Source organism: Sphingopyxis indica (genome assembly GCF_032879645.1).
GTDB classification, from domain to species: domain Bacteria; phylum Pseudomonadota; class Alphaproteobacteria; order Sphingomonadales; family Sphingomonadaceae; genus Sphingopyxis; species Sphingopyxis indica.
Map to the genome: position 1 here is coordinate 2,074,885 of NZ_CP076394.1, position 25,403 is coordinate 2,100,287.

Below are 25,403 nucleotides of genomic sequence, written 5' to 3' on the forward strand. Positions count from 1 at the left end.
GAGGGGCAGCGAGACTTGCCAGCTTGCTGGCTTAGTCGCAGCGGGGTGGTGCTAGACGTCTTGCGCGCTGTCGCGCGCCACCACCCCAACCCCTCCTCTGAAGAGGAGGGGCTTATTATTGCGTCCCCTCCCGCCCGGAAGCCGCCATCCCGTTTGGGTTTGCAAACGGTATAATCTTATCGTCGGAAGAAGGCCTTATTCTCGCTGTAGCGCCAACTCGCGCAGCAATGCCGCACTTTCGGCGTCCGCCGGGAAAAAAGCCTCGATGGCCAGCTCGGACAGCGTGATGTCGAGCGGCGTGCCGAATACCGTCACCGTCGATACGAAGCGAATTGGCCCCGCGGGCGTGTTCAGGATCAGCGGCACCGCGATGCCGTTCGCCTCGGCAATGTAATCCTCTGCATCGTCCGCATCATAGGCCGCCAGCTCGTCGCGCAGCGCTGCGAGGCCAGCGTCGGCGGTCGCCTCGATCTGGCCGCCCAGGCGGTGCAATATATGCGCCCGCCATTCGGCGCGGTTTTCGATATGCGGTGCGAGGCCGTGCGGATGCAGCGCGATGCGCAGCACATTGGCGGGCGGTTCGAGAAGGGCAGGGTCGACGAGCGCGGTGAGGAGCGCGATCGCTCCATTCGCCGCGACCATGTTCCAGTGTCGATCTACCGCCAGCGCCGGATAGGGTTCGTGGCCTTTCAGCACATGCTCGACGATCGCACGCATCCCGGCCATTTCGGCGCTGTCGAGCGCGCGTTCGCGATAGTCGGGCGCGAAGCCTGCCGCGAGCAGCAGCGCGTTGCGCGCGCGGTGCGGCACCTGAAGCCGTTCGGCGATCCGCTCGATCATCTGCGGACTCGGCCGCGACCGTCCCGTTTCGATGAAGCTCAGATGACGCGTCGAGATGTCGGTTTCGAGCGCGAGGTCCATCTGGCTCATCCGGCGCCGCGTGCGCCATTCGCGCAGCTGTTCGCCCAGGGGTGCGACCTGCATTCCACGTCTCCTTCACCCTGTCGGCTAGCGCGCCAGCGTTCCGATTTCCATTACCTCGCGCGTAATCGACGCCATGTCGATTCGGGTTCAATTGGAACGGGTTCGAAAGGAGATCCGTCATGCCCAGCTTCAACCTCAAGACCACGCTGATCGTCGATGCCGTCACCTGCACGGCTCTTTTCCTGCTTTGCGTCTTCGCAACCGTCACGGTCGCCGCGCTGCTCGGCCTCCCCTCCGATGTGGTGACCGTGGCGGGATGGATCGGGCTGCCGTCGGCGGCGCTGATGCTGCTCGTCGCCTTTCAGAAGGAGCCGAGCAAGGGGCTCGCCAATCTGATCGCGGTCGGCAATCTGGGCTGGGTCGCGGCGAGTTTCGCCGTGATCGCCATTTTCGCCGCGCAGATGACGTGGCTCGGCATCGTCGTCGTCGCCGTTCAGGCGCTCGTCGTGCTCGAAATGGCGCTGCTCGAAGCGAAAGGCGCGGCGGCGCTGCCGCGCCCGGCGGCGACCGCCTGACCTCTCCCGGCCCTCGCCGGAACCTGACGGAGCGGTCGCGCGCCGCTCCGTTCCTCTTGCGTAATAACATTACATCGAACGGTTGCATTGCTTCGCGCGCCGCCCCAAAGTCCGCGCCTGCCAAATCGACACGCAAAGGGGTTCGCATGGTCCGCTCGTTCCTGTTCGTCACTTTGTCCGCGGTTGCGCTGACCGGCGCCTCGATCGCCGGCGCGACCACAAATGTGGCACCCAAGGCGGCGCAGATGCGGGCGGATATTCCCGACAAATTCTCGGTCCCGAACGAAGACGCCGACTATGACAAGCGCGTCGAAATGATCCCGATGCGCGACGGCACAAGGCTCTATACGGTGATCGTCGTGCCGAAGGGGGCGAAGAACGCCCCGATCGTGCTGACGCGCACCCCCTATAATGCGAAGGGCCGCGCGAACCGCATGGACAGTCCGAGCATGTTGTCGACGCTGCCGCTCTCCGACGAGATTTTCGTGAAGGACGGCTATATCCGCGTCTATCAGGACATTCGCGGCAAATATGGGTCGGAAGGTGACTATGTCGTCAATCGCCCGCCGGTCGGCCCGCTCAACCCGACCAAGGTCGATCACACCACCGACGCGTGGGACACGATCGACTGGCTGGTGAACAAGAAGAACCTGCCCGAATCGAACGGCCGCGTCGGCATGATCGGTTCGTCCTATGAAGGCTTCACCGTCGTGATGGCGCTGCTCCACCCGCACCCCGCGCTGAAAGTCGCGGCGCCCGAAAGCCCGATGGTCGACGGCTGGATGGGCGACGACTGGTTCCATTACGGCGCGTTCCGCCTCGCCAATATCGCGTGGATCGGCGCGCAGACCGGCTACAAGGGCGAAGGCAAGGCGCCGCCGACCGGGGGCTATGACGATTACGACAATTTCCGCCACGGATCGGCGAACGATTGGGCGCAGAAGCAGGGCTATGCCCAGCTTCCCTTCTGGCAGAAGATGCTCGACCACACCGCTTACGATGAATTCTGGCAGCAGCAGGCGCTCGACAAGCTCGTCGCCGCCAATCCCTCGAACGTCCCGACCTTGTGGGAGCAGGGTCTGTGGGACCAGGAGGATATGTACGGCGCGATCATGAGCTGGGAAGCGCTGAAGGCCAAGGGCAAGATGGGGAACAACTTTCTCGTCATGGGTCCGTGGCGGCACAGCCAGATCAATCGCGAAGGGCGCTCGCTCGGCCCGTTCGAGTGGAATGGCGACACTGCGGCGCAGTTCCGCAAGGAGATGGTGCTGCCGCTGTTCAACCAATATCTGAAGGACGGGCCGCCCGCGAACCTGCCCGCCGCGGCGATCTACAATAGCGGCGAGAACCGCTGGGATCGCTTCACCACCTGGCCGCTCGCGTGCGAGAGCGGATGCAGCGCACCGCTGACCCCGATCTATGTGGGTCCCGACGGCGACCTCGGCTTTGACAAGCCTGCTTCGAGCAGCACCAGCTATGTCTCCGACCCTGCGAAGCCGGTGCCGCACCTGCCGCGCCCGGTGAACTTCCGCGACGGGCGCTGGGGCGACTGGCTGGTCAGCGACCAGCGCCACGCCGACGGCCGCCCCGACGTGCTGACCTTCCAGACCGACGTGCTCAAGGAACCGGTGCGCGTGTCGGGTGCGCCGATCGCGAACATCTTTGCGAAGATCACGGGATCGGACGTCGATTTCGTCGTCAAACTGATCGACGTCCTGCCTGCCGAGAATGCGATCGATCCCGAAATGGGTGGCTATCAGCTGCCGATCAGCCTCGACATCTTCCGCGGCCGCTATCGCGACAGCTTCGCAAAGCCGACCGCGATTCCGTCGGGGGTGACGCAGAATTACAAATTCCGCCTGCCGACGGTGAATCATGTGTTCCAGCCGGGGCACCGGATCATGATCCAGATCCAGTCGAGCCTCTTCCCGCTCTATGACCGCAATCCGCAGACCTTCGTTCCCAACATCTTCCTCGCCAAGCCCGAGGATTACAAGAAGGAGGAGGTCACGATCCTGCAGGGCGGCGATACGCCGAGCGGCGTTTTGCTGCCGGTGGTGGCGGTCGACCAGTCGGCGGTGAAGGCGGGGCGGTAAACTTCCAAAGCTGTGTGCTCCCGTGGAGCCGAAGGCGGCGCGGGGACACACGGCTTCTTCGAAAATGGCGCTAGAACAAATTGCGCGAAATCTGAATCATCCGCATCCCCGAGCGAAGACGAGGGGCTCTGCCGAGCGAAGTCGAGGCGGCGACGCTGCGGTTCTCGCTCCGCTCGAACGAGCCCCTCGTCTTCGCTCGGGGAAACGGTGCAGATTTCCGGCACGATGCTCTAACTCACCGCATCGAGCCGTTCGATATCGATTCCGCCCGGCACCAGCATAACCGGGCAGGGCAGGGTGCCTGCATCATTCCCGGTGAAGTGCGAAACCAGCGGCCCCGGCGCGCCGCTCGGCGCGGTGGCGAGCACCAGCGCGGCGATGTCGTCGCTCGCGCCGATCACTTCGCGCACCACTTCGGCGGGCTTTCCCGATTTGACGAGGATTTTGGGCGAGACATTGGCTTCCTGCGCGATGGCGTTCGCCGCGGCTTCGGCGAGCGCCTCGGCCTGCTCGCGTGCCTCGGCCTCGATCGTCGCCTGAACGCCGCCGAAGGCAAGGAAATCCTGCGGCTCGACGATCGCAAGCACCATCACCCCGCCACCGGTGCGCGCGGCGCGCCGCGCCGCGAAGCGCAGCGCCAGCGTCGCTTCCGGACTGTCGTCGATCACGACCAGATATGTCCGCATAACCCCCGACCCCTCTCGTCATTTTCGCGCGAGAGTGCGTCACATTCGTATGAAAGGCAAGCGTGCCCCGCTGGACCTTGACCCGGCGAATGCTTATGGCGAGGGGGAATCCGTAGCGGCACATAATGCCTCCCCACGAGACAGGAACGAAAAGCCCGATGCCCATCGAACTCAAGATGCCCGCCCTCTCGCCGACGATGGAAGAGGGCACGCTCGCCAAATGGCTGGTCAAGGAAGGCGACAGCGTCCAGTCGGGCGACCTGCTCGCCGAGATCGAGACCGACAAGGCGACGATGGAGTTCGAAGCGGTCGACGAAGGCACGATCGCTCAGATCGTCGTTCCCGAAGGCACCGACAATGTGAAGGTCGGCACGGTGATCGCGGTCATCGCCGGCGAGGACGAGGATGCGAGCGCAGCCAAGGCAGCACCGGCGCCTGCACCGGCACCCGCCGAAGCGAAGAAAGAAGAGCCTAAGGCGGCTCCTGCGCCCGCCGCTCCGGCGCCTGCGCCTGCGCCGGCTCCCGCTCCCGCTCCCGTCGCTTCGGGCGAGCGCATCAAGGCCAGCCCGCTCGCCAAGCGCCTCGCCGCCGAGCAGGGCATCGACCTTGCGACGCTGACCGGCAGCGGTCCCGGTGGCCGCATCGTCAAGGCCGACCTCGAAGGCGCACCGACGGGCGCCGCTACCCCCGCGGCCGTGAGCGCCGCGCCGGCACCCGCACCTGCCGCCGCCGCTCCCGCGCAGCCCTTCGAAACCGAGATTCCGCACAGCGCCGACAAGCTCAGCAATATGCGCAAGACGATCGCCCGCCGCCTGACCGAAGCGAAGCAGACGATCCCGCACATCTATCTCACGGTCGATATTCAGCTCGACAAGCTGCTGAAACTGCGCGGCGAACTCAATGCCGCGCTCGAACCGCAGGGCGTCAAGCTCAGCGTCAACGACCTCTTGATCAAGGCGCTCGCCAAGTCGCTGATCCAGGTGCCCAAATGCAATGTCAGCTTCGCGGGCGACCAGCTCATCAGCTATCAGCGCGCCGATATTTCGGTCGCGGTCAGTGTTCCGGCAGGCCTGATCACCCCGATCATCGTCGGCGCCGACGAAAAATCGGTGAGCAAGATTTCGGTGGAGATGAAGGAACTTGCGGCGCGCGCCAAGGACGGCAAGCTCCAGCCGCACGAATATCAGGGCGGCACCGCCAGCATCAGCAATATGGGGATGTTCGGCATCAGCCAGTTCGACGCGGTGATCAACCCGCCGCAGGGCATGATCATGGCGATCGGCGCGGGCGAGAAACGGCCGTGGGTCGTCGACGACGCGCTCGCGATCGCAACCGTGATGTCGGCCACGGGCAGCTTCGACCATCGCGCGATCGACGGCGCCGACGGCGCGCAGTTGATGCAGGCGTTCAAGCAGATCGTCGAAAACCCGCTGGGGCTGGTGGCCTGATCGGCGTGAGTGCGCGAAAGGCGCCCTTTGCCCTCCGCATCCTCCGCCGCGTGCTGCTACCGGCGATCGTCGCGGGCGTGCTGTCGAACCTCGCGGTCTATCATATGCTCGGTGCCGAAGGCGCGCTGACCGACTGGAAATCGACCGGGGTGATGGCGGCGATCGCGCTCGTCGGCCTGCTTACCGGCGGCTGGATTGCGCTGCGGATCGCCGAGCGGCTGCCGCTGCCCGCGGCGGGACGGCTCGTGCTGTTCGCGGCGGCGGGGATCGTCACCGGGGGGCTGCTCGCGCTCGCGATCGCCAACATGATCGTCGACGAGGGGCAGCTTGGGTACATGAAATACGGGCTTGCCGCCGGTGCGGTCGGCGGGCTCGTCTGGATCTTGATCAATTTCGACCTGGCCGCAGCGCCGGGCAACAGGAGATTATCGTGAGCGACACCTACGACCTCATCGTCCTCGGTTCGGGCCCCGGCGGCTATGTCGCGGCGATCCGCGGCGCGCAGCTGGGCCTCAAGACCGCAATCGTCGAGCGCGAGAATCTGGGCGGCATCTGCCTCAACTGGGGTTGCATCCCGACGAAGGCGCTGCTGCGCTCGGCCGAAATCTATCATTATATGCAGCACGCCAAGGATTACGGCCTCGCCGCGGCGAGCATCAGCGCCGATTTGGACGCAGTGGTCAAGCGCTCGCGCGGCGTCGCGAAACAGCTCAATCAGGGCGTCACCCACCTGATGAAAAAGAACAAGATCGCGGTGCATATGGGCGAGGGCAAGCTCACCGGCGCGGGCAAGCTCGAGGTCAAGAGCGAGAAGGGGACCGAAACGCTCTCGGCCAAGCATATCATCGTCGCGACCGGCGCGCGCGCGCGCGACCTGCCCTTCGCCCCCGCCGACGGCAAGCGCATCTGGACCTATCGCCATGCGATGACCCCGCCCGAAATGCCGAAAAAGCTGCTCGTGATCGGATCGGGCGCGATCGGGATCGAATTTGCGAGCTTCTACAACGATATGGGCGCCGACGTTACGGTGGTCGAGATGCTCGACCGCATCGTCCCGGTCGAGGACGCCGATGTGTCGAGCTTCCTCGAAAAATCGCTTAAAAAACAAGGGATGACGATCCTGACCGGCGCCGGTGTCGAGGAACTGAAGGCGAACGCGAACGGCGTCTCGGCAAAGATCAAGACCAAGGACGGCAAGGTCGAGGCGGGCGACTACAGCCACGCGATCGTCGCGATCGGCATCGTCCCCAACACCGAGAATATCGGGCTCGACGCGCTCAAGGTGAAGACGACCAAGGGCCATATCGACACCGACCCCTGGTGCCGCACCAACATTCCCGGTCTGTGGGCGATCGGCGACGTCACCGCGCCGCCGTGGCTCGCGCACAAGGCGAGCCACGAGGGCGTGATCGCCGCCGAAGCGATCGCAAAGGAACTGGGCAACAAGGACGCGCATCCGCACCCGATGGACGCGAGGAACATCCCCGGCTGCACCTATTGCCACCCGCAGATCGCGAGCGTCGGCCTGACGGAGGCGAAGGCGAAGGAAGCGGGCTATGACGTCAAGGTCGGCAATTTCCCCTTCATCGGCAACGGCAAGGCGATCGCGCTCGGCGAGGTCGAGGGTTTCGTGAAGACGGTGTTCGACGCGAAAACCGGCGAACTGCTCGGCGCGCACATGGTCGGCGCCGAAGTCACCGAAATGATCCAGGGCTATACCGTCGGCAAGACCGCCGAGCTTGTAGAGGAAGACTTCATGCACAGCGTCTATCCGCATCCGACGATCAGCGAGACGATGCACGAGGCGGTGCTGGGCGCCTACGGCCGCGCGCTGCACATCTGACCCCGTCCGTCTTTTCTTAAACTTTCGTCCCTATGCTGCACGGCATGGGGGCGATGATGCGGACGATCAAATTCGGAACCGGAAAGCTGGCGCTCGGCGCGCTGATGGGCATCATGCTGCCGATCATCGGGATGCCGATGCTGTTCGGCGGCGTGATGCTGAAGGTCGTCGGCCTGATCTTCGTCGTCGGCGGCCCGCTGGCGTCGGCGGCGAGCATCAAGCGGCTGCTCGGCGACGGCGTCGCGCTGCAATATGACGCGATGCGGGTGCGGGTCGCGACGAACTGGTCGTCCGAAACTTTCCGCTGGACCGAGGTCAAGGGCGTCTCGCGCAGCCAGCTCGTCACCCGCATGTGGGGCTTCATCCCGATCAGTCGCCGGAATTTCATCGACTTCAAGGTCCAAGGCGGCGTATTCGGCACCCGCACCATCCGTCTTGCCGCCGCTGGGCTCGACCTCAGGAAGCGCGATCTCGACTCGCTCGTCGGCCAGTTACAGCTGATGCACGCGGCGCAGGCCGGATCGACCGAAACGCTCGCATCCTTGCAGGCCGCGGTGACTCCGCCCGATCGAGATCCGCTCGAGGGCGAGCCGCGCGACGACGGCTTCGACGCCGATGCCGCGCTCGCGCGCTATCTCGCGAACCGTCCGGCGCCCGCTCCGGAGGCTTCGCCGGCGCCGCCGGCCCGGCCGAGTTTCGGCCGCAAGATCGCCTGACCCGGCTTGCGCGCTTACCCAGCGTCGCTTAGGCGCCGGTCATGTCGGTGCGCGCTTCGCTTTTCTTCGCCGCCCTTTGCCTCGCAGCGACGCTGCTGCTGGGGCTGGCAGCCCCGGCGATGCAGCCGCTCGACGAGTGGATTTCGCGCGGCCTGTCGCTCCGCTCAGACACGTCGTCGTCGCTGCTGATTGCCGTCATGCAGGGAATAAGCTGGCTGGGGGGCGGCGTCGCGCGTTGGGCGATCGTCGTGCTGCTCTGCGCACTTCTCTGGCGCGGGCTTGGCCGGACGACGGCGCTGCGTCTGTTTGCGGCGGCGCTTACGGCCAATCTCGCCTCAACGTTCCTCAAAAATCTCTATGACCGGCCGCGCCCCGCGCTCGTGCCGCATCTCGATCATGTTTCGAGCTGGTCCTATCCCAGTGGCCACGCCGCGAGCGTCGCCGCGGTCGCCATTGCGCTCACGCTGCTTTTCCCACCTCGCTGGCGTCGCGGCGCGGCGGCGGGGGCGGCGCTTGCGATCCTGCTCACCGACCTGTCGCGCGTCACGCTCGGCGTTCACTGGGCGAGCGACGTCGTGGGCGGCACGCTGCTCGGCGCAGCCGCCGCGCTGGCGATCGCTGGACCTCGCCGGTCGGGTGGGAAACAAGGGTCGGTTCGAACCGCGGTCGATTCTCGTTGAGCCTCGCTACCGGTCGGCCGCGTGGCAGTTTTTTTGCTGTCCTACACCGCGCGATTTTGCCATGCCATTTCCGCACTGAGAAACGAGGGGGCGCTATGCGATACAGAGTTAAGTCCGGCAGTTTTCTGCGGCGTGTCGGATTCGCCGCGGCGGCGTTGGGCGCGACCGGCGCGATGGCGCAGGAGGACGTCGCGGGGCAGCAGACAGTCATCACCGCGGCGCACATGCTCGACGTGCAGAGCGGCAAGACGATCGACTATCCGGCGATCTTTGTTGGCGCCGACGGCCGCATCACCAACATCGCCGATGCGCGCACGGTGCGCTGGGGCGAGGGGGTCAAGCATATCGACCTTGGCGACAGGACCCTGCTGCCCGGCCTGATCGACATGCACGTCCACCTCGACGGCCCGGCCGACATCGGCGGCTATCGCGGGCTCGAGTTCACCGACAGCTTCTGGGGCATGACCGCGGTCAAGAATGCGCGCGACATGCTCGACGCCGGTTTCACGACGGTGCGCAACGTCGGGTCGGACAATCGCAACGACATCGGGCTCAAGCAGGCGATCGACGCGGGCTATGCGGTCGGGCCGCGCATCGTGCCCGCGGGCTATGCGCTCGGCGCGACCGGCGGGCATTGCGACAGCACCTTCCTGCCGCCCAGCCTGGAAAAGGCGGACGGCAAGGAGGAAGGGATCGGCGATACGCCCGACGAACTGCGCTATCAGGTGCGCCGCCAGCGCAAATATGGCGCCGAAGTGATCAAGGTATGCGCGACGGGCGGCGTCTTTTCGCGCAACACCGAACCGGGGCAGTTGCAGGTGCCGGAGAATGAACTGCGCGCGATCGCCGACGAAGCGCATCAGTGGGGGCTGCGCGTGGCGGCGCACGCGCACGGCGCCGCGGGCATCCGCACCGCGATCGCCGCGGGGATCGACACGATCGAACATGCCAGCCTTGTCGACGACGAAGGCATCCGCATGGCCGTGACGCGAAAGAGGCCCGTCTGGTTCGGGATGGACATCTATAACACCGAATATACGCAGGCCGAGGGCGCAAAAAACGGCGTTCTCGAGGATAATCTGCGCAAGGATCGCGAGATCGCCCAGATTCAGCGCGACAATTTTCGCAAGGCGCACCGCGCGGGGGTACGGATGGTCTTCGCATCCGATGCGGGGGTGATGCCGCATGGCGACGTCGGCAAGCAGTTCCGCGTCATGGTCGAATATGGAATGACCCCGATGCAGGCGATCCAGGCGGCAACGAAGAACGCCGCCGAGGCGCTGGGGCGCGAGGGCGATGTGGGCGCGATCGCGGTCGGCCGCTATGCCGACATCGTCGCGGTCGATGGCGATCCGCTGGCGAATATTCGCGAACTTGAAAGCGTCGATGCGGTGCTGAAGGGCGGGGTGCTGGTGAAGGGAGAATGAGAGGCGTCGCCCCAGCGAAAGCCGGGGCCGCTATCGCCGCCGCAGACTGCCAGCGGCCCCAGCTTTCGACCTATACCACCAGCCGGTCGATCAGCGCCTCGCGCATCGCCGGCGTGAAGTTCAGCACCGCTTCGGCATAGCCCGGTATGTCGCCATGATCGCGCCGCACCGTGGCGAGCGCGGCGTCGAGATAGGCGGGGTTGACCGACATCAGCGCGCGGATCGCATCGTCCTTGATCTCGGCGCCATAGCGCTGGCGGATATGCGCGGCGCCCTGGGCGATGCGTTCCTCGATCTTGCCCGCGCTGTTGGTGAGCAGATAGTCGTGCATCAGATCGTCCTCATGGACGCCGAGCAGGCGATGGACGATCGCGACGGCAAAACCCGTGCGATCCTTACCCGCGACGCAATGGACGAGGCTGGGCGTATCATATTCGACGAGCGCGGAGAGATAGAGCCGCAACGTTGCGACGAGTGCCGAGCGGTACGGCATACCGGCATAGGTGTCGATCATCCGCGCCCGCGCGGTCTCGACGTCGATCGCGCCGCCCGCCGCCTGCAAGTGCGGCGCGAGGCCCGCGGTGATGCCGCCCGCAAACAGCACGCGGCCCGCGAAATTTTCGCTGCGCCGGCACGGATGGATTTCGCGCTCGTCGTCGCCGCGCAGGTCGATGATCGTCTCGATCCCCAGCGCGTCGATCGCCGCCAGATCCGCGTCGACCGCCTCGACATGATGCGCCGAGCGCCACAGCATGCCGTCGCGCAGCCGTCCGCCGCCTTCGACCGCATAGCCGCCATAGTCGCGGAAATTATGGACGCCCGACAGGGGCAGGACGCGATCGGCGAGCATCGTCATTCTCCCGTAAAGACCGGCGCCCGTTTTTCCACAAAGGCGTCGATCGCCTCGCGATTGTCCGCGGTTTCGTGGACGATCGCCTGATAGGCCGCGCTGAGCTCGAGAATGTCGCTCATCCGGCTGTGCTGTGCCTCGCGCAGCAGTCGCTTGGTAAGGCGCAGCGCGCGCGGCGGGTTGCAGGTGATGCGCTCGGCGATCGCGATCGCGCGGTCGATGAGCGCCGCGTCGGGCACCACTTCGCTGACCAGACCATATCCCTTTGCCGTCGCCGCGTCGAATCGGTCGCCGGTCAGGAACAGCTCGGCGGCGCGCGGATAGCCGAGCACGCGCTGGAGCAGCCAGGCGCCGCCGTCGCCTGGGACGATCCCCACCTTGATGAAGCTGCATGCGAATTTGGCGCTCTCCGCCGCAATGCGGATGTCGCAGGTGCAGGCAAGGTCGCAGCCGAGCCCGATCGCATGGCCGTTGACCGCGGCGATCATCGGGATCTCGCAGTCCATCAGCGCGCGGATCACCGCCTGCACCCCGCGGCGATAATTGGCGCGGGTCGAATCGGGCTGATCGAGCACCCCGATGCCCTTGCGCTCCTGCATCGATTTGAGGTTCCCGCCGGCGCTGAACGCCTTGCCGCTGCCGGTCAGGATGATCGCGCTGACGCTGCGATCCTCGCCGAGCATGCGCAGCGTGTCGACGATGTCGTCGCAGTCGGCATGGGTGCCGATCGCATTCATGCTCTCGGGCTTTGCCATCGTCAGGATCGCGATCTTGTCCCGCCGCTCGACCTGCAGAAATTCGCCCACGCCTGCTCTCCTCTTTCAACCGCCGCTAGCGGACGGCGCCGCCGTCGCGCAAAGCCCCGATCCGCGACGCATCATAGCCGATATCGGCGAGCACCGCATCGGCGTCCGCGCCGACCTGTGGTGCGGCGTGCGGCGTGTCGTTGACGGTCGCCGAATAGCGCGGCGCCGGGGCCGGTTGCACCGCGCCGCCGATTTCGACGAAGGTCTTGCGCTCGACATTGTGCGGATGCCGCGGCGCTTCGGCGAGCGACAGCACCGGCGCGAAGCAGATGTCGGTCATTTCCATGAGCGCGCACCATTCGTCGCGCGTTCTGGTCGCGAACAGCGCGGCGAGCTTGTCCTTGAGCGGCCCCCATTGCGCCGGATCGAGCTGCGCGTCGAAATCGGGATCGGCGTCGAGCCCGGTCTTTTCGCGGAGCAGCGCATAGAATTGCGGTTCGATCGACCCGATCGAGATGAACTTGCCGTCGGCGCAAGCATAGGTGTCATAGAAATGCGCGCCGCCGTCGAGCATGTTGACCCCGGCCTCGTCCTTCAGCCGGCCCATCGCCTTGAACCCCCACGTCATGCCCGCGAGCAGCGCCGAGCCGTCGGTCATCGCGCAGTCGATCACCTGTCCCTCGCCGGTCTTTGCGGCGTGGAGCAAGGCGCTGGCCATGCCGAAGGCGAGCATCATCCCGCCGCCGCCGAAATCGCCGACATAGTTGACCGGCGGCACCGGCTTTTCGCCCGCGCGGCCGATGCCGTGGAGCACGCCCGAGAGCGCGATATAGTTGATGTCGTGCCCCGCGGCCTGCGCATAGGGGCCGAACTGGCCCCAGCCGGTCATGCGCCCGTAAACGAGCTTCGGATTGTCGGCGAGCAGCACCTCGGGGCCGAGGCCCAGCCGTTCCATCACGCCCGGACGATAGCCCTCGATCATCCCGTCCGCGCTCCTGCACAGGTCGCGGGCAACCTGCACCGCATCCGGCTTCTTCATGTCCAGCGCGATCGAGGTGCGGCCGCGCGAGAGCGGATCGCGCGGGTCCATGACGCCGCCGGGGCGGTCGATGCGGATCACCTCGGCGCCATGATCGGCGAGCATCATGCCGCAGAAGGGGCCGGGACCGATCCCGGCGAACTCGATGATCCTGATGCCCTTCAGCGGCCCGGCCATGATGCTCTCCTGTTCCTCAGATCCGTTCGATGATGATCGCGGGTGCCATGCCGCCTGCGGCGCACATGGTGACGAGGCCGTAGCGGCCGCCCGAGCGCTCGAGTTCGTCGAGCGCGGTGCCGATCAGGATCGAGCCGGTCGCGCCGATCGGATGGCCGAGCGCCATCGCGCCGCCGTTGATGTTCACCTTTTCGCGGGGCAAGTCGAGGTCGCGGATGAACTTTTCGGCGACCACGGCGAAAGCCTCGTTGATTTCCCAGACGTCGATATCGTCCTTGGTCAGCCCGGCCTTTTCGAGCACCTTTTTCGCCGCCGGCACCGGGGCGTTGAGCATCAGGGTCGGATCGTCGCCGATATTGGCATAGGCGACGACGCGCGCGCGGGGTTTCAGGCCATGCTTGTCGGCATAATCCTTCGAGGTCAGCAGCACCGCGGCGGCACCGTCAACGACCCCCGACGAATTTCCGGCGTGATGGAAATGCTGGATTTCGAGGTCGGGATAGCGGCGGTTGATCTGTTTCCTGAAGGTGAAGCCGCCGCCCATGTCGAAATCGGCGAGGGCGGCGAAGCTGGGCTTGAGCGCGGCGAGCCCCTCGGCGGTCGTTTCGGGCCGGGGAAATTCCTCATGGTCGAGTGCCACGCTGCCGTCGGGGTTGAGCACCGGGACGACCGATTTGTCGAAGCGGCCTTCCTTGATCGCGCGGTCGGCGCGCTGCTGGCTGACGAGTGCGAGCGCGTCGAGCGCCTCGCGGCTAATCCCCTCGATCGTCGCGATCGCGTCGCCGCAGATGCCCTGATGCGATTGCGGATGCAGTTCGTCGAGGGCTTCGTGGCCCGAGCCCATCAGGCGCGGCGGCAGGCCGGCATTCGCCTGTTCGGCGGCATAGGCGGTGGTATAGCTCATCATCTCCGTTCCGCCGGCGATGACGCAATCCTCCATGCCGCTCATCACGCTCGCGGCGGCGAAATTGACCGCGCTGATGCCGCCGCCGCAGAAGCGGTCGAGCGTCGTTCCCGACGCCTTGGTATCGTAACCGGCCGAAAGCGCCGCCATGCGGCCGAGATCGCCGCCCTGCTTGCCATTCTGCGACGAAGTCGACCAGACGATGTCATCGACCGTCGCGGTGTCGAGATGATTGCGGTCGCGGATCGCGGCGAGCACGGTCGCGGCGAGATGCTGCGGGTGGAGATGCGACAGCGCGCCCTTGCCGGGCTTGCCGATCCCGCGCGGCGTGCGGACGGCGTCGATGATATAGGCTTCGGCCATGGGGATATTCCTTCGCTGTGAGACTTAACGGGGGGCCATGCGGATCGCGCCGTCGAGGCGGACGGCCTGGCCGTTGAAATAGGTGTTGCGGACCATCTCCATCGCGAGGCTCGCATATTCCTCGGCCTTGCCGAGCCGCTTGGGGAAGGGCACCGATGCCTCGAGGCTTTCCTTCACCTTGGGGTTCATATTGCCGAGCAGCGGGGTGCCGAATACGCCGGGCATGATTGCATTGACCCGGATGCCGAGATCCATCAGGTCGCGCGCCATCGGCAGCACGAGCCCGTTCACGCCGGCCTTTGCCGAGCCATAGATGACCTGGCCGATCTGGGCGTCCTGCGCCGCGACCGAGGCGGTGAAGATGATCGCGCCGCGCTCGCCGTCCTCCAACTCGGGAAGCGTCGCCATGCCCTCGGCGGCGATCGAGCCGATGCGGTAGCTCGCGGTCAATATGCCCGCGACGCCATATTCATAATCTTCGGTCGGGGTGCGGCGATATGTGCCGCTTTCCTTGTCGAAGGCGAGCGTCTTGCCGCGGCGCGAGGTCATCGCGCAATGGACGCAGATGCGTTCCTGCCCATGCGCGCCGCGCGCTTTGGCAAAACCATCGAGCACCGATTGTTCGTCGGTGATGTCGACATGGACGAACAGCCCGCCGATCGACGTCGCCACCTCTTCGCCGAGCGCGTCGTTGATATCGAAAATGGCGACCTTGACCCCGGCGGCGGCGAGCGCTTCGGCGGTCGCGCGGCCGAGACCCGAAGCCCCGCCGGTCACGACGGCGGCGGTGGTGGAATCGATCTTCATGGGGGAGGCTCCTCAGGCGGGAATCTGGTTGAAGGGGATGCCCTTGTCGGGGCGGTGATCCTGCGGCAGGCCGAGGATGCGTTCGGCGATCGTGTTGAGCAACGTCTCGTCCGATCCACCGGCGATGCGGCCGGTCGGTGCGTTGATCCAGCTCGACGCCCAGTCGTCCTTCGGCGAGGCATGTTCGTCGAAGGCGAAGGCGGCGTTGCCCTGAAGGTCGAGCGCGAGTTCGGAGAGTTTCTGGCGCGATCGCACCGCGACGAGCTTGTTCAGCGACCCTTCGGGCCCCGGCGTCATGCCTGCCTGCATCATCAGCCGCGCGCGGCGGTTGATCGAGTCGAGTCCGGCGCGCATCGCATAGTTGCGCGCGATCTGCTGGCGGATGCGGCCGTCCTCGATCGCGGGCTTGCCATTGAGTTGCACGTCCTTGGCCAGTTCGATGAACAGGTCGAGGTGCGGGCCGAAGCCGGCGCTGTCGGTCGCGACATAGCGCTCGATCATCAAGGTCGCCATCGCGACCGCGAAGCCGCCGCCGACCGGCGACATGCGATGGTCGTCGCTGACCTTCACATCGTCGAAGAACACCTCGTTGACGTGGCTGTCACCGCCCGCGAGCCTGATCGGACGGACGGTGACCCCCGGCGCCTTCATGTCGACCCAGAAATAGGTCAGCCCCTTGTGCTTCGGGACGGTCGGGTCGGTGCGCACGACGATTACCCCATAGTCCGAATATTGCGCCCAGCTCGTCCATACTTTCTGCCCGTTGATCTTCCAGCCGTTGCCGTCGGTCTCGGCGCGGGTGCGCAGTCCGGCGAGGTCGGTGCCGCCCGAGGGTTCGGAGAAAAGCTGGCACCAGATTTCCTCGCCCTTGAGCGCCTTGAGCACGCGCTCGCGCACAAACTCGCGGTCGCTGCCGAACTGCATCAGCACCGGCACGGGCATGCCGAGCGAGATGCCGAAATAGACGTTGGGGAAACCGTGCTTCATCTCCTCGCCCTCGAAGGTGATTTTTTCGAGATGGCCGAGGCCCTGGCCGCCGAACTCGGTCGACCAGTTGATGCCGGCAAAGCCCGCGTCGAACTTCGCCTTCTGATACCGCCGGCCGAGCGCGAGATCCTCCTCGACCGAGAGGCCCTTGCGCGCCGCCTTGCCGAATTCTGGCACCATCGCTTCGCACCAGGCGGCGGCTTTCGCCCGATAGGCTTCGAGATCGCTCATGCAGCTTCTCCTGACAGGCGGTCGACAAGGACATCTTCCCAGAACAGGCTGCTGCCCTGTTCGATCGCGAGGCTGCGCGCGCGGCGCATGTGAAGGTGCAGGCCGATCTCCCACGTCACACCGATCCCGCCGTGGATCTGGACGCAGTCGCGCGCGGCACTGTCATAGGCGTCGGTCGCCGACAGCCGTGCCGCCGCGGCGGCGGTGACGAAATCGTCCTGGCCCTCGCGCGCTGCCGCGTGGATGCAGTTGGCGCGCGCCAGCTCGACGAGGCCATAGAGTTCGGCGATGCGATGCTTGATCGACTGAAAGGCGCCGATCGGCTGGCCGAATGCCTTGCGCGTCACGGCATAGTCGCGCGCAATTTCCATCAGCGCCTCGGCGCCGCCTGTCTGTTCGTGCGCGGTGATCACCGCCTGCAAGGCGAGGATGTGCAGCGCTGCATCGCGCGCAAGGTTGCCGGCGACCAGAGCGTCGGCGGGCGCGGCGGCAAAGTGCAGGTCGGCGATACAGCGGCTGTTGTCGAAGCTCGGCACCGCGACGCGTTCGACCGGTCCGAGTTCGGCGAGTGCGAGGACGGGCGCGCCGCCGTGCTCGGCGAAGACGACCGCGATGCCGGCTGCAAGGCCGCCGGTCACGCCGATTGCGGTGCCGTCGAGCCGCGCTCCGTCGAACGCGACGGGCGGGTGCAACGGCAGGGCGTCGGCGCCATGCGCGAAGGCGACGGCACCAATAATCTCGCCGCTGGCGAGGCCGGGTAGCCAGCGGCCCTTTTGCGCGTCGGTGCCGTACAGTTCGATTGCCTTCGCGGCGCCAAAGCTCGAGGTCAGGAAGGGCGCGCCGCTGAGGCTGCGCCCCGCCTGATGCGCAATCAGGCCCAGTTCGACGAGGCCGAGCGCGAGGCCGCCGTAGGTTTCGGGAAGGGCGAGCGCGGTCCAGCCCTGTTCCTTGGCGGTCGTCCAGAAGCCGTGATGATATTCGCCGGTCGTTTCGAGGAGCGGAAGCAGTTCGTCCTTGTTCACGCGCGCTTCGAGAACGCGCCGCGATTCGGTCGCGATCGCTTCCTGGCCTTCGTCGTACAAGATCGACATGCCGATTCCTCACCCTTGATAATTTTGACCCATCATCCCGACGTTAACGTAAACGTCAAGTGCTTTGACGCTACGGTTCGAGCGTGCGGTCCACGGCTCAGCCGTGCGCGCTTTTCCAGTCGCGTTTGATTTTCTTGGCGAGGCTCCATTTGTGAACCTCGGTCGGGCCGTCGTAGATGCGAAAGGCGCGGACTTCGCGGAACACCTGTTCGACGATCGTCTTGTCGGTGACGCCGGTGCCGCCCATCACCTGCACGCATCGGTCGGCAATGCGCATCAGCGCCTCGGACACCGCGACCTTCGCCATCGAGCTTTCGGCGGTGCCGAGCGATCCGGTGTCGAGCACGCCCGCGCACCAGTCGATCATCAGCTCGGCCTGCTTGATGTCGATCAGATTCTCGGCGAGCATGAAGCCGACGCCTTCGTGATCGACCAACGGCTTGCCGAACGCATGGCGGCGGTTGGCATAGTCGGTGGCAATCTCGTTCGCGCGGATGCACGCGCCCAGCCAGCGCATACAGTGCGACAGGCGCGCGGGCGAGAGGCGGATCTGCGCATATTTGAAGCCTTCGCCGGCTTCGCCCAGCATCTGGTCGGCGGGGACGCGCAGATTGTCGATGATCACCGTCGCATGGCCGCCGGGCATCGACGAATCGATCGTGTTCGGGACATGCTCGATGCGGATCGCGGGGTCGGGCAGGTCGACGAGGAACAGGCACGCCCCTTCCTCGGCCTTGGCCATCACGATGCCGACGCCCGCACCCTCGGCGCCGGTAATGAAGCATTTGCGGCCGTTCACGACCCAGTGATTGCCGTCCATACGGCACGTCGTCTGCATCATCGACGGGTCCGATCCCGCGCCGCCGTCTTCGGCGGGTTCGGTCATGAAAAAGGCCGACCGCGTCCGGCCCGCGACCAGCGGTTCGAGGAAGCGTTGCTTGAGGCCGGTGCTCCCGACCTTGCCGAGCAGATACATATTGCCCTCGTCGGGCGCCATCGTGTTGCAGGCGAGCGGGCCCAGCGGAGAGAGGCCGCTGGCGATCAGGACGATCGCGGTCTCGCGCTGGTTCAGATGGCTGCCGCCCTCCAGGATATGCGGCGTCAGCACCCCCGCCGCGCGCGCCTTTTCGCGCATCTCCATGACGAGTTCGTCGGTGGGCGCGCCATGATGGTCGCGCCGCGGATCGCTTTCATAGGGAATGACTTGCTCGCGGACGAAGGCTTCGACCTTTTCGGCGATGGCGCGGGCGCGGTCGGAGATGGTCATGCGATTCCCTTCGTTACCTAACTATCATCTCGACTCAACCCGACGTTGACGTAAGCGTCAAGTTAATTCATGGGCGGAGGCGAAGCGGCCGTAAGGGCAAGGATAGCAGGGAAAGGACGAGCATGGCATTCAGGACACGCATCACCGAGATGCTGGAGATCGAGCATCCGATCGTGCAGGGCGGGATGCAGAGCGTCGGCTATGCGGAGCTGGCGAGCGCGGTATCGAACGCGGGCGGGCTCGGCATATTGACCGCGCTGACCCAGCCGAGCCCCGAAGCGCTGCGCGACGAGATCGAGCGCTGCCGCGCGATGACCGGCAAGCCCTTCGGCGTGAACATGACCGTCTTTCCGACGATCAACGCCCCCGACTACAAGGCCTATGCCCAGGCGATCATCGACGGCGGGGTCAAGATCGTCGAGACCGCGGGCACGCAGGCGGTGCGCGAAATCTGGGAGATGCTGAAGCCCCATGGCGTCACCATCCTCCACAAATGCACCGCGGTGCGCCACGCGCTGTCGGCCGAGCGCGCAGGGTGCGATATCATCTCGATCGATGGCTTCGAATGCGCGGGCCATCCGGGCGAGGACGATATTCCGGGGCTGATCCTGATCCCCGCGGCCGCCGACAAGGTCAGGATTCCGCTGCTCGCGAGCGGCGGTTTCGGCGACGGGCGCGGGCTCGTCGCGGCGCTCTCCCTCGGCGCCGAGGGGATCAACATGGGCACGCGCTTCTGCGCGACGCAGGAAGCACCGATTCACGACAATGTGAAGCAGGCCTATGTCGACAATGACGAGCGCGGCAGCTTCCTGATCTTTCGCAGCTTCAAAAACACCGCGCGCGTCGGCAAGAGCGCGGTCAGCGAGGAGGTGGTGCGCCGCCTGTCGCAGCCCGATGCGCAGTTCAGCGACGTGCAGGAACTGGTCGCGGGCGCCGCGGGACGCGAACTGCTCCAGACCGGCGACCTTTCCAGGGGCGTCTTCTGGGCCGGCATGGTCCAGGGCCTGATCCACGACATTCCGACCTGCCAGCAGCTCATCGACCGCATCATCGCCGAAGCCGAAGCGATCATCGACCAGCGACTTGCTGGGATGCGGGCGTAACCGCTGCGATAAATTCCGCACGCGGGGTAGAACTGGCCCGCAAAGCGCGGCATGGATGAGGTCCTATGAAGGGCCGAAACGCATGAGCATCGTCGAATATCGCGGATTTGCCGGGGTTCGGCTCGAGGCCGAAGTGATCGGGTCGGCCGACGATCCGGCCGTGCTGCTCGTCCACGGCGCGGGCCAGACGCGCGGCGTGTGGGCCGGCGTCGCCGAAGCGCTCGAACAGGCGGGGCGCCGCGTGATCAGCCTCGACCTGCGCGGCCATGGCGGCAGCGAATGGCCCGCCGACGGACGCTATGATTTCGGCGCGATGGTCGAGGATCTGCGCGCGGTGCTCGCGCAGCTCGGGACGCGGCCCGTCGTCGTCGCCTCGACGCTCGGCGGCTGGATCGCGAGCGCGGCGCTCGAACGCGATGCGGCGCTGCTCGCTTCCGGGCTCGTGCTCGTCGATGTGCCGCTCGACCTCGATCGCGAAGTGGCACAGCGAATCGGTGCGCGGCTGCGCGAGGCGGCGGCGCTTACGCCGGGGCAGGCGGACTGGGACCCGCGCCTGCTCGATGCCTTCGACAGCGGAGCGGCGGCCGAGCGGCTCGCCGGCGCCCCCGCAGCGATCGCGCTGCCGACGCTCTATGTCCGCGGCGCGCTTTCCGAACTCGTGTCGCCCGCCGATGCCGCGGCCTTCGTCGCCGGGCTTCCCGATGGTGAACTCGCCGAGGTCGAGGACCGGTCGCTCGTCGTTACCGACCGCGGCGACGCGCTCGGCGGCTGGCTGATCGACTTCCTCGAACGCCGCGCCCCGCGCGCTTCGCCCGAATATCGCGAAGGTTCGGACGCGCGGACCTTTCGCGACGCGCTCGGCTGCTTCGCGACGGGAGTTACCGTCGTCACCGCGATGTGCCCCGACGGCACCCCGATCGGGCTGACCGCGAACAGCTTCACCTCGGTCTCGCTCGACCCGCCGCTGCTGCTCGTGTGCATTGCGAACAGCGCGGGTAGCGCGCCTCATTTGCGCGAGGCCGGGCGCTTCGCGGTCAACGTCCTCCAGATCGGCCAGCAGCCGACCTCGAACCGCTTCGCGGGCAAGGGCGAGGACCGCTTTGCCGCGACGCCGTGGATCAAAGGCGAGTTCGGCACGCCCGTGCTCACCGGTTCGCTCTCGAGCTTCGAATGCGCGCGCCACGCCGTCCACGACGGCGGCGACCATTTCCTGCTCGTCGGCCGCGTCCTCAAGGCCATCTTCGAACCCCGCCGCGACCCTTTGCTCTATTTCCGCGGCAAATACCGCAAACTGCATTTCGCCTGAGGCGTGAACATTTCGACCGGCCGTTTTTTCTCAGCGTTGAGCCGAGGGGCTGCGCAGGAACAATATCATGCAATCGGCGTTGGTTGAGCGGTGCAATGCAGCCACGGAGGAATTTTCATGACCCTGTTCAAGAAGGCCGCGCTCCTGCTCACCGGCGGCGCGATCGTGCTTGCCCCTGTGGCTGCGACAGCCGCGCAGTCTGTCGCCAAAGCGCGAGCCACCTCGGTTTCGGGCGGAGCGAACCAGCTGGACGGAAATTCGGGCTGGATCGTGGGCGCGCTGGGTCTGGCGGCGGGCATCACCGCGATGATCATCATCTTCGGCGATGATGACGAGGACGAACCCGTCAGCCCCTGAAGGGTTTTTTGAGGTTTCGAACAGAAGGGGCCGTCTATGGGCGGCCCTTGGCGTGGGCGTCGGCGCCCAATAGCGCGCGCAAGCGCGTGTCGGGTTCGACACCGGTACGGCGCAGGGTGGCGATCGTCGCGCGCGCCATATCCTGATAGGGCTCCAACTGCCGGGGGCATTCGCGTTCGAGCGCGCGCAAATGCTCTTGAACGGTCCTAGCGTCGCCCCGCAGCAGCGGCCCGGAAAGCGCCGAAAACCCTTCGGCAAGGCTGTTTTCGAGCGCTGCGCGCACGAGCGGCGCGACCAGTTCACGCGGGTTATCCGCGCCCGCCATGTCCAGCATATCGAAAGCCCCATCGAGCAGGGTGACGAGGTGGTTGGCAGCATGGCATAGGGCCGCATGATAGAGCGCGCGGTGTCGTTCCGCTATTTGCGTCGTTCGCCCCCCAAGCATATCCACGACCTCACCCGCCCGCTTCACGGCCTCGTCGCTCGAACCGGTAATCGCAAACCAGGCGCCGGCCATTCTTTCGACCTCGCGCGCAGCGTCGCCGGTAAAGGTCATCGCCGGATGGATCGCGGCGGTCGTGGCACCGGCCTCCCGGAGCGGATCGAGGATAGCGGCGCCGCTGCGCCCGCTGACGTGAAAAATGAACGGGGATGCGGCGCCGATGCCTGGGGCGATGCTCGTCACAAGACTTCCGAGGGCGTCGTCCGAAACGGCGATCGCGATCAGATCGCATCGTTCCGGAACCTCTGCGACGTCGCTTGCGGCAGTCGCCCGCCCGATGGTCGCGATCGCTTCCCGTGCGCGGTCGTCCGATCGACCCCAGACCAGCAAGGGCTTGTCCGAAAAGCGTGCGAGGGCAAGGCCGAGCGCGCGTGCCACACGTCCCGATCCGACGATGCCGATCTGTCGATACGTCATACCAGCCGCATAGGAGCGCGATCGCACGGGCGATAGCCGGAACATGCCGGATACCATATAGGGGAGATGGTGAGCCCTGCTGGGTTCGAACCAGCGACCTACTGATTAAAAGTCAGTTGCTCTACCGACTGAGCTAAGGGCCCATCGCGGCGACCCGAAGGGCGCCTTGCGACCGTGCGCCGCCGCCCTAGAGCGCCGCGGCGGTGCGGTCAACCGGCTTTGCCGCGGCAAGGCGCGCGGCGAGCTGGCGCACGGTGAGGCGGGTGAGCGGATGACGCCAGTTCGGGGCGATGGCGCGCAGCGGATCGAGGACGAAGCGGCGGATCGTCATCGCCGGATGCGGGACGGTGAGGCGCTCGTCCGCCCACGCGCCGCCCGACCAGAGCAATATGTCGAGGTCGAGCGTGCGCTCGCCCCAGCGCCGGCCGCGCCGCCGCCCGAAATCGGCCTCGATCGCCTTCAGCCGCGCGAGCATGTCGGGCGGCGCGAGCGGCGAGGCGACGAGCGCGACCGCATTGGCAAAACGCCGCCGCGACGGGCCGAGCGGCGCGCTCGCGATGATCGGGCTCGCATCGACGGGTTCGATATCGGCGCTCTCGAGCGCGGCGAGCGCTGCCATCAGCACATGCCGCGGATCGCCGAAACGCGCATGGCGGCGATTCGAGCCGAGCCCGATGACATAGAGAGGCAGGGGTGTTGCATCGTCCATGCCGCGGCGCCTATCGCAGCTGCGTGCCGATATCCAGCCCGCTCGCCGCCACCGAACCGCCGCGCGATTGCCCGCGCTGCCCGCGGCTCGTCGCGCTGCGCGGCGAATGCCGCGCCGAGCATCCCGACTGGTGGAACGCGCCGGTCCATGCCTTTGGCGATCCCGACGCCTGGCTGGCGCTGGTGGGCCTCGCGCCGGGGAAGCATGGCGCGAACCGCACGGGGCGCCCCTTCACCGGCGACTATGCGGGCGACCTGCTCTTCGCGACGCTCGCCGAATTCGGCTTGAGCAACGGGCGCTATGCCAGCCGGATCGACGACGGGCTGCGGCTCGACGGCGCGATCATCGTCAACAGCGTCAAATGCCTCCCGCCGCAGAACAAGCCGACGTCGCAGGAGATTGCGACCTGCCGGCCCTTTTTCGAAGCGCAGATGCGGGTGCTGCCCAAGGTTCGCGTGATGATCGCGCTGGGGCGGATCGCGCACGATGCCGCGGTGCGTGCCGCCGGCGAACGGCTCGCCGCCTGTCGCTTTGCACATGGCGCCGTCCATCGGCTGCCCGACGGGCGGGTGCTGGTCGATAGCTATCACTGCTCGCGCTACAACACGAATACGGGTCGGCTGACGCCCGATATGTTCGCCGATGTGTTCCGCGCGGCGCTGGCGCTGAGGGATCAGACCAGCGGGCCGAACTCCTCGACCAGCCCGCGATAGAGCGCGCGCTTGAAGGGGACGATGAGCTTTTCGAGCTCGTCGAGATCGGCCCAGCGCCACGCGCGGAATTCCTGATGTTCGGTGTGGATATTGACGTCCTCGTCGCCCCCCATGAAGCGCATCAGGAACCAGCGCTGGCGCTGGCCGCGATATTGGCCGCCCCACATCTTGCCGACCAGATGGTCGGGCAGGTCATAGAAATATTCCTCGCGGCTGCGCGCGATGATGTCGACGAGCCCGCCATGTACGCCCGTTTCCTCGCCGAGTTCGCGGATCGCGGCCTCTTCGGCGTCCTCGCCCGCGTCGATCCCGCCCTGCGGCATCTGCCACGCCTCGCTCGTCGTATCGAGCCGCTGGCCGACGAAGACGCGGCCGTCGCGGTTCGCGAGCATCACGCCGGCGCAGGGGCGATAGGGAAGGTGGCTGTGGTCGGTCATGCGGTCGCTTCGCCGATGATCGCCTTGAGCAGGGCCAAATTGCCCCGAATGTCCTGTCCGGCGCTCGGGATGCCCTGCGCGAGGCAGATATAGCCGTGGATCGTTCCCTTCGCCTCGCGATAAGTCGTCGGTACGCCCGCTTCGATCAGCTTCGCGGCATAGGCGCGTCCCTGATCGCGCAGCGGATCGAGGCTCGCGGTGACGAGCAACGTCGGCGGCAGGCCTTCGGCGGGGAAATCGATCGGCGACGCTCGATAGTCCGCAGGGTCGGCGGCATAATGATCGCTGAACCAGTTCATCCCGCTCGCCGTCAGCAGATGACCTTCGCCGAAATCGCGATAGCTCTGCCAGTCGTAGTGCGTGGTGACCGCGGGATAGATCGGGTGGATCGCGATCACCGGCTTCGACGCGGGCTTGTCGCGCAAGGTCAGTGCAGTCGCGATCGTCAGATTGCCGCCCGCACTGTCCCCCGACAGGACAAGGCCGGTGCAGGGGACATTGTCGGCGACCCAGCGCGTCGCCGCCTCGCAGTCCTCGGGCGCGGCAGGGAAGGGGTGTTCGGGGGCGAGGCGATAGTCGACCGCGATCACCGGCATGTCGAGCTGCCGCGCCGCCTCGGCGCAATAGGGATCGTGCGTTTCGAGGTCGCCGATCACCCAGCCGCCGCCGTGATAGAAGACCATCACCGGTCCCGCCGCGCGGTCGGGGCGGTTGTCATAGATGCGGATCGGAATATCCCCCGCCGGCCCCGGAATCGTGCGGTCCTCGACATGCGCGATGTCGCCGCGCGGCACATCGGCGAGCTGGCCCATCGCGCGCATCATCTCGCGCGCCGCGGCGGGGGGAAGCTCTTCCATCTTCGGACCTTCCTGTGCGTTGAGGAAGGCGAGAAAGCCCGCCACGTCGGGGCGGACAAAGGGGGGCGTGCCGTCGGTCATCCTGGATCATCCCTTGCAAGTTGTGCGTTGTTCTTGTCGGCGCAGCTATTCGGCATCGCTGCGG

The 25,403-nt window shown here is 66.3% G+C and carries 26 protein-coding genes and 1 tRNA gene; 12 read left to right on the top strand and 15 right to left on the bottom strand.

Features of this window, described 5'->3' with window-relative positions; genetic code table 11:
• Positions 1-195: 195 nt before the first annotated feature.
• On the bottom strand, positions 196-984 hold the full coding sequence (locus KNJ79_RS09800; protein WP_317153801.1) for a helix-turn-helix domain-containing protein: 789 nt from the start codon (positions 982-984) through the stop codon (positions 196-198).
• Positions 985-1,103: 119 nt separating this feature from the next.
• Here KNJ79_RS09800 and KNJ79_RS09805 point away from each other — a divergent pair, with 119 nt between their 5' ends.
• Together KNJ79_RS09805 and KNJ79_RS09810 are read left to right on the top strand one after the other, a co-directional pair.
• The gene (locus tag KNJ79_RS09805; protein ID WP_317153802.1) at positions 1,104-1,499 is read left to right on the top strand and encodes a hypothetical protein; all 396 of its coding nucleotides are present in this window, start codon (positions 1,104-1,106) and stop codon (positions 1,497-1,499) included.
• Between the two features lie 146 nt (positions 1,500-1,645).
• On the top strand, positions 1,646-3,595 hold the full coding sequence (locus KNJ79_RS09810) for a CocE/NonD family hydrolase (RefSeq protein WP_317153803.1): 1,950 nt from the start codon (positions 1,646-1,648) through the stop codon (positions 3,593-3,595).
• 230 nt (positions 3,596-3,825) lie between these two features.
• Here the strand turns inward: KNJ79_RS09810 and KNJ79_RS09815 are convergent, their stop codons facing one another.
• Positions 3,826-4,281, bottom strand: coding sequence for a universal stress protein (locus KNJ79_RS09815; RefSeq protein ID WP_089214405.1), 456 nt, complete (start codon positions 4,279-4,281; stop codon positions 3,826-3,828).
• A 158-nt stretch (positions 4,282-4,439) separates the two neighbouring features.
• Here KNJ79_RS09815 and KNJ79_RS09820 point away from each other — a divergent pair, with 158 nt between their 5' ends.
• The 6 genes from KNJ79_RS09820 to KNJ79_RS09845 all read left to right on the top strand — a co-directional run bounded on the left by KNJ79_RS09820 (position 4,440) and on the right by KNJ79_RS09845 (position 10,395).
• The gene (locus KNJ79_RS09820) at positions 4,440-5,729 is read left to right on the top strand and encodes a pyruvate dehydrogenase complex dihydrolipoamide acetyltransferase (protein ID WP_317153804.1); all 1,290 of its coding nucleotides are present in this window, start codon (positions 4,440-4,442) and stop codon (positions 5,727-5,729) included.
• Positions 5,730-5,734: 5 nt separating this feature from the next.
• Complete coding sequence (locus KNJ79_RS09825) at positions 5,735-6,163, top strand: hypothetical protein (RefSeq protein WP_317153805.1); 429 nt, start codon at positions 5,735-5,737, stop codon at positions 6,161-6,163.
• The gene (gene lpdA / locus KNJ79_RS09830) at positions 6,160-7,572 is read left to right on the top strand and encodes a dihydrolipoyl dehydrogenase (protein ID WP_317153806.1); all 1,413 of its coding nucleotides are present in this window, start codon (positions 6,160-6,162) and stop codon (positions 7,570-7,572) included. The genes KNJ79_RS09825 and lpdA overlap by 4 nt, the downstream gene beginning before the upstream one ends.
• 32 nt (positions 7,573-7,604) lie before the next feature.
• Positions 7,605-8,288 (top strand): hypothetical protein, encoded by a 684-nt coding sequence (locus tag KNJ79_RS09835; RefSeq protein WP_317153807.1) that lies wholly within the window; start codon positions 7,605-7,607, stop codon positions 8,286-8,288.
• Positions 8,289-8,329: 41 nt separating this feature from the next.
• Positions 8,330-8,968, top strand: coding sequence for a phosphatase PAP2 family protein (locus tag KNJ79_RS09840; RefSeq protein ID WP_317153808.1), 639 nt, complete (start codon positions 8,330-8,332; stop codon positions 8,966-8,968).
• A 95-nt stretch (positions 8,969-9,063) separates the two neighbouring features.
• The gene (locus KNJ79_RS09845; protein WP_089214411.1) at positions 9,064-10,395 is read left to right on the top strand and encodes a Xaa-Pro dipeptidase; all 1,332 of its coding nucleotides are present in this window, start codon (positions 9,064-9,066) and stop codon (positions 10,393-10,395) included.
• Positions 10,396-10,465: 70 nt separating this feature from the next.
• On the opposite strand, the gene KNJ79_RS09850 is transcribed toward KNJ79_RS09845, so the two are convergent.
• The 8 genes from KNJ79_RS09850 to KNJ79_RS09885 form a co-directional block, all read right to left on the bottom strand.
• Positions 10,466-11,245 (bottom strand): tyrosine-protein phosphatase, encoded by a 780-nt coding sequence (locus tag KNJ79_RS09850; RefSeq protein ID WP_317153809.1) that lies wholly within the window; start codon positions 11,243-11,245, stop codon positions 10,466-10,468.
• Between the two features lie 2 nt (positions 11,246-11,247).
• Positions 11,248-12,051, bottom strand: a complete 804-nt coding sequence (locus KNJ79_RS09855) for a crotonase/enoyl-CoA hydratase family protein (protein WP_317153810.1) — start codon at positions 12,049-12,051, stop codon at positions 11,248-11,250.
• A gap of 25 nt (positions 12,052-12,076) precedes the next feature.
• Positions 12,077-13,207: a CaiB/BaiF CoA transferase family protein gene (locus KNJ79_RS09860; protein ID WP_317153811.1), complete on the bottom strand. Its 1,131-nt coding sequence runs from the start codon at positions 13,205-13,207 to the stop codon at positions 12,077-12,079.
• A 16-nt stretch (positions 13,208-13,223) separates the two neighbouring features.
• Entirely contained in the window at positions 13,224-14,474 is a 1,251-nt protein-coding gene (locus KNJ79_RS09865) for an acetyl-CoA C-acetyltransferase (RefSeq protein WP_317153812.1), read from the bottom strand.
• A gap of 24 nt (positions 14,475-14,498) precedes the next feature.
• A complete protein-coding gene (locus KNJ79_RS09870) occupies positions 14,499-15,281 on the bottom strand; it encodes an SDR family NAD(P)-dependent oxidoreductase (RefSeq protein ID WP_317153813.1) in 783 nt (260 codons plus the stop codon).
• Between the two features lie 12 nt (positions 15,282-15,293).
• Positions 15,294-16,499, bottom strand: a complete 1,206-nt coding sequence (locus tag KNJ79_RS09875) for an acyl-CoA dehydrogenase family protein (protein WP_317153814.1) — start codon at positions 16,497-16,499, stop codon at positions 15,294-15,296.
• Positions 16,496-17,590, bottom strand: coding sequence for an acyl-CoA dehydrogenase family protein (locus tag KNJ79_RS09880; RefSeq protein WP_317153815.1), 1,095 nt, complete (start codon positions 17,588-17,590; stop codon positions 16,496-16,498). The genes KNJ79_RS09875 and KNJ79_RS09880 overlap by 4 nt, the downstream gene beginning before the upstream one ends.
• Positions 17,591-17,687: 97 nt before the next feature.
• Positions 17,688-18,857 (bottom strand): acyl-CoA dehydrogenase family protein, encoded by a 1,170-nt coding sequence (locus tag KNJ79_RS09885; protein ID WP_317153816.1) that lies wholly within the window; start codon positions 18,855-18,857, stop codon positions 17,688-17,690.
• A 122-nt stretch (positions 18,858-18,979) separates the two neighbouring features.
• Here KNJ79_RS09885 and KNJ79_RS09890 point away from each other — a divergent pair, with 122 nt between their 5' ends.
• The 3 genes from KNJ79_RS09890 to KNJ79_RS09900 all read left to right on the top strand — a co-directional run bounded on the left by KNJ79_RS09890 (position 18,980) and on the right by KNJ79_RS09900 (position 21,623).
• Positions 18,980-19,960, top strand: a complete 981-nt coding sequence (locus tag KNJ79_RS09890) for an NAD(P)H-dependent flavin oxidoreductase (RefSeq protein ID WP_317153817.1) — start codon at positions 18,980-18,982, stop codon at positions 19,958-19,960.
• An 82-nt stretch (positions 19,961-20,042) separates the two neighbouring features.
• The gene (locus tag KNJ79_RS09895) at positions 20,043-21,266 is read left to right on the top strand and encodes an alpha/beta fold hydrolase (protein WP_317153818.1); all 1,224 of its coding nucleotides are present in this window, start codon (positions 20,043-20,045) and stop codon (positions 21,264-21,266) included.
• Between the two features lie 117 nt (positions 21,267-21,383).
• Positions 21,384-21,623: a hypothetical protein gene (locus KNJ79_RS09900; RefSeq protein WP_317153819.1), complete on the top strand. Its 240-nt coding sequence runs from the start codon at positions 21,384-21,386 to the stop codon at positions 21,621-21,623.
• A gap of 34 nt (positions 21,624-21,657) precedes the next feature.
• Here the strand turns inward: KNJ79_RS09900 and KNJ79_RS09905 are convergent, their stop codons facing one another.
• The 3 genes from KNJ79_RS09905 to folK all read right to left on the bottom strand — a co-directional run bounded on the left by KNJ79_RS09905 (position 21,658) and on the right by folK (position 23,251).
• Complete coding sequence (locus tag KNJ79_RS09905; RefSeq protein ID WP_317153820.1) at positions 21,658-22,542, bottom strand: Rossmann-like and DUF2520 domain-containing protein; 885 nt, start codon at positions 22,540-22,542, stop codon at positions 21,658-21,660.
• A 67-nt stretch (positions 22,543-22,609) separates the two neighbouring features.
• Positions 22,610-22,685 (bottom strand) — tRNA-Lys (locus KNJ79_RS09910).
• A gap of 44 nt (positions 22,686-22,729) precedes the next feature.
• Complete coding sequence (gene folK, locus KNJ79_RS09915; protein ID WP_317153821.1) at positions 22,730-23,251, bottom strand: 2-amino-4-hydroxy-6-hydroxymethyldihydropteridine diphosphokinase; 522 nt, start codon at positions 23,249-23,251, stop codon at positions 22,730-22,732.
• A 23-nt stretch (positions 23,252-23,274) separates the two neighbouring features.
• On the opposite strand from folK, the gene KNJ79_RS09920 reads away from it, so the two are divergent.
• On the top strand, positions 23,275-23,964 hold the full coding sequence (locus tag KNJ79_RS09920; protein ID WP_317153822.1) for a uracil-DNA glycosylase: 690 nt from the start codon (positions 23,275-23,277) through the stop codon (positions 23,962-23,964).
• Here the strand turns inward: KNJ79_RS09920 and KNJ79_RS09925 are convergent.
• Positions 23,925-24,401 (bottom strand): RNA pyrophosphohydrolase, encoded by a 477-nt coding sequence (locus KNJ79_RS09925; protein ID WP_089214437.1) that lies wholly within the window; start codon positions 24,399-24,401, stop codon positions 23,925-23,927. The two genes, KNJ79_RS09920 and KNJ79_RS09925, sit on opposite strands and share 40 nt — an antisense overlap.
• Complete coding sequence (locus tag KNJ79_RS09930) at positions 24,398-25,339, bottom strand: alpha/beta hydrolase (RefSeq protein ID WP_317153823.1); 942 nt, start codon at positions 25,337-25,339, stop codon at positions 24,398-24,400. The genes KNJ79_RS09925 and KNJ79_RS09930 overlap by 4 nt, the downstream gene beginning before the upstream one ends.
• Positions 25,340-25,403: the final 64 nt, after the last annotated feature.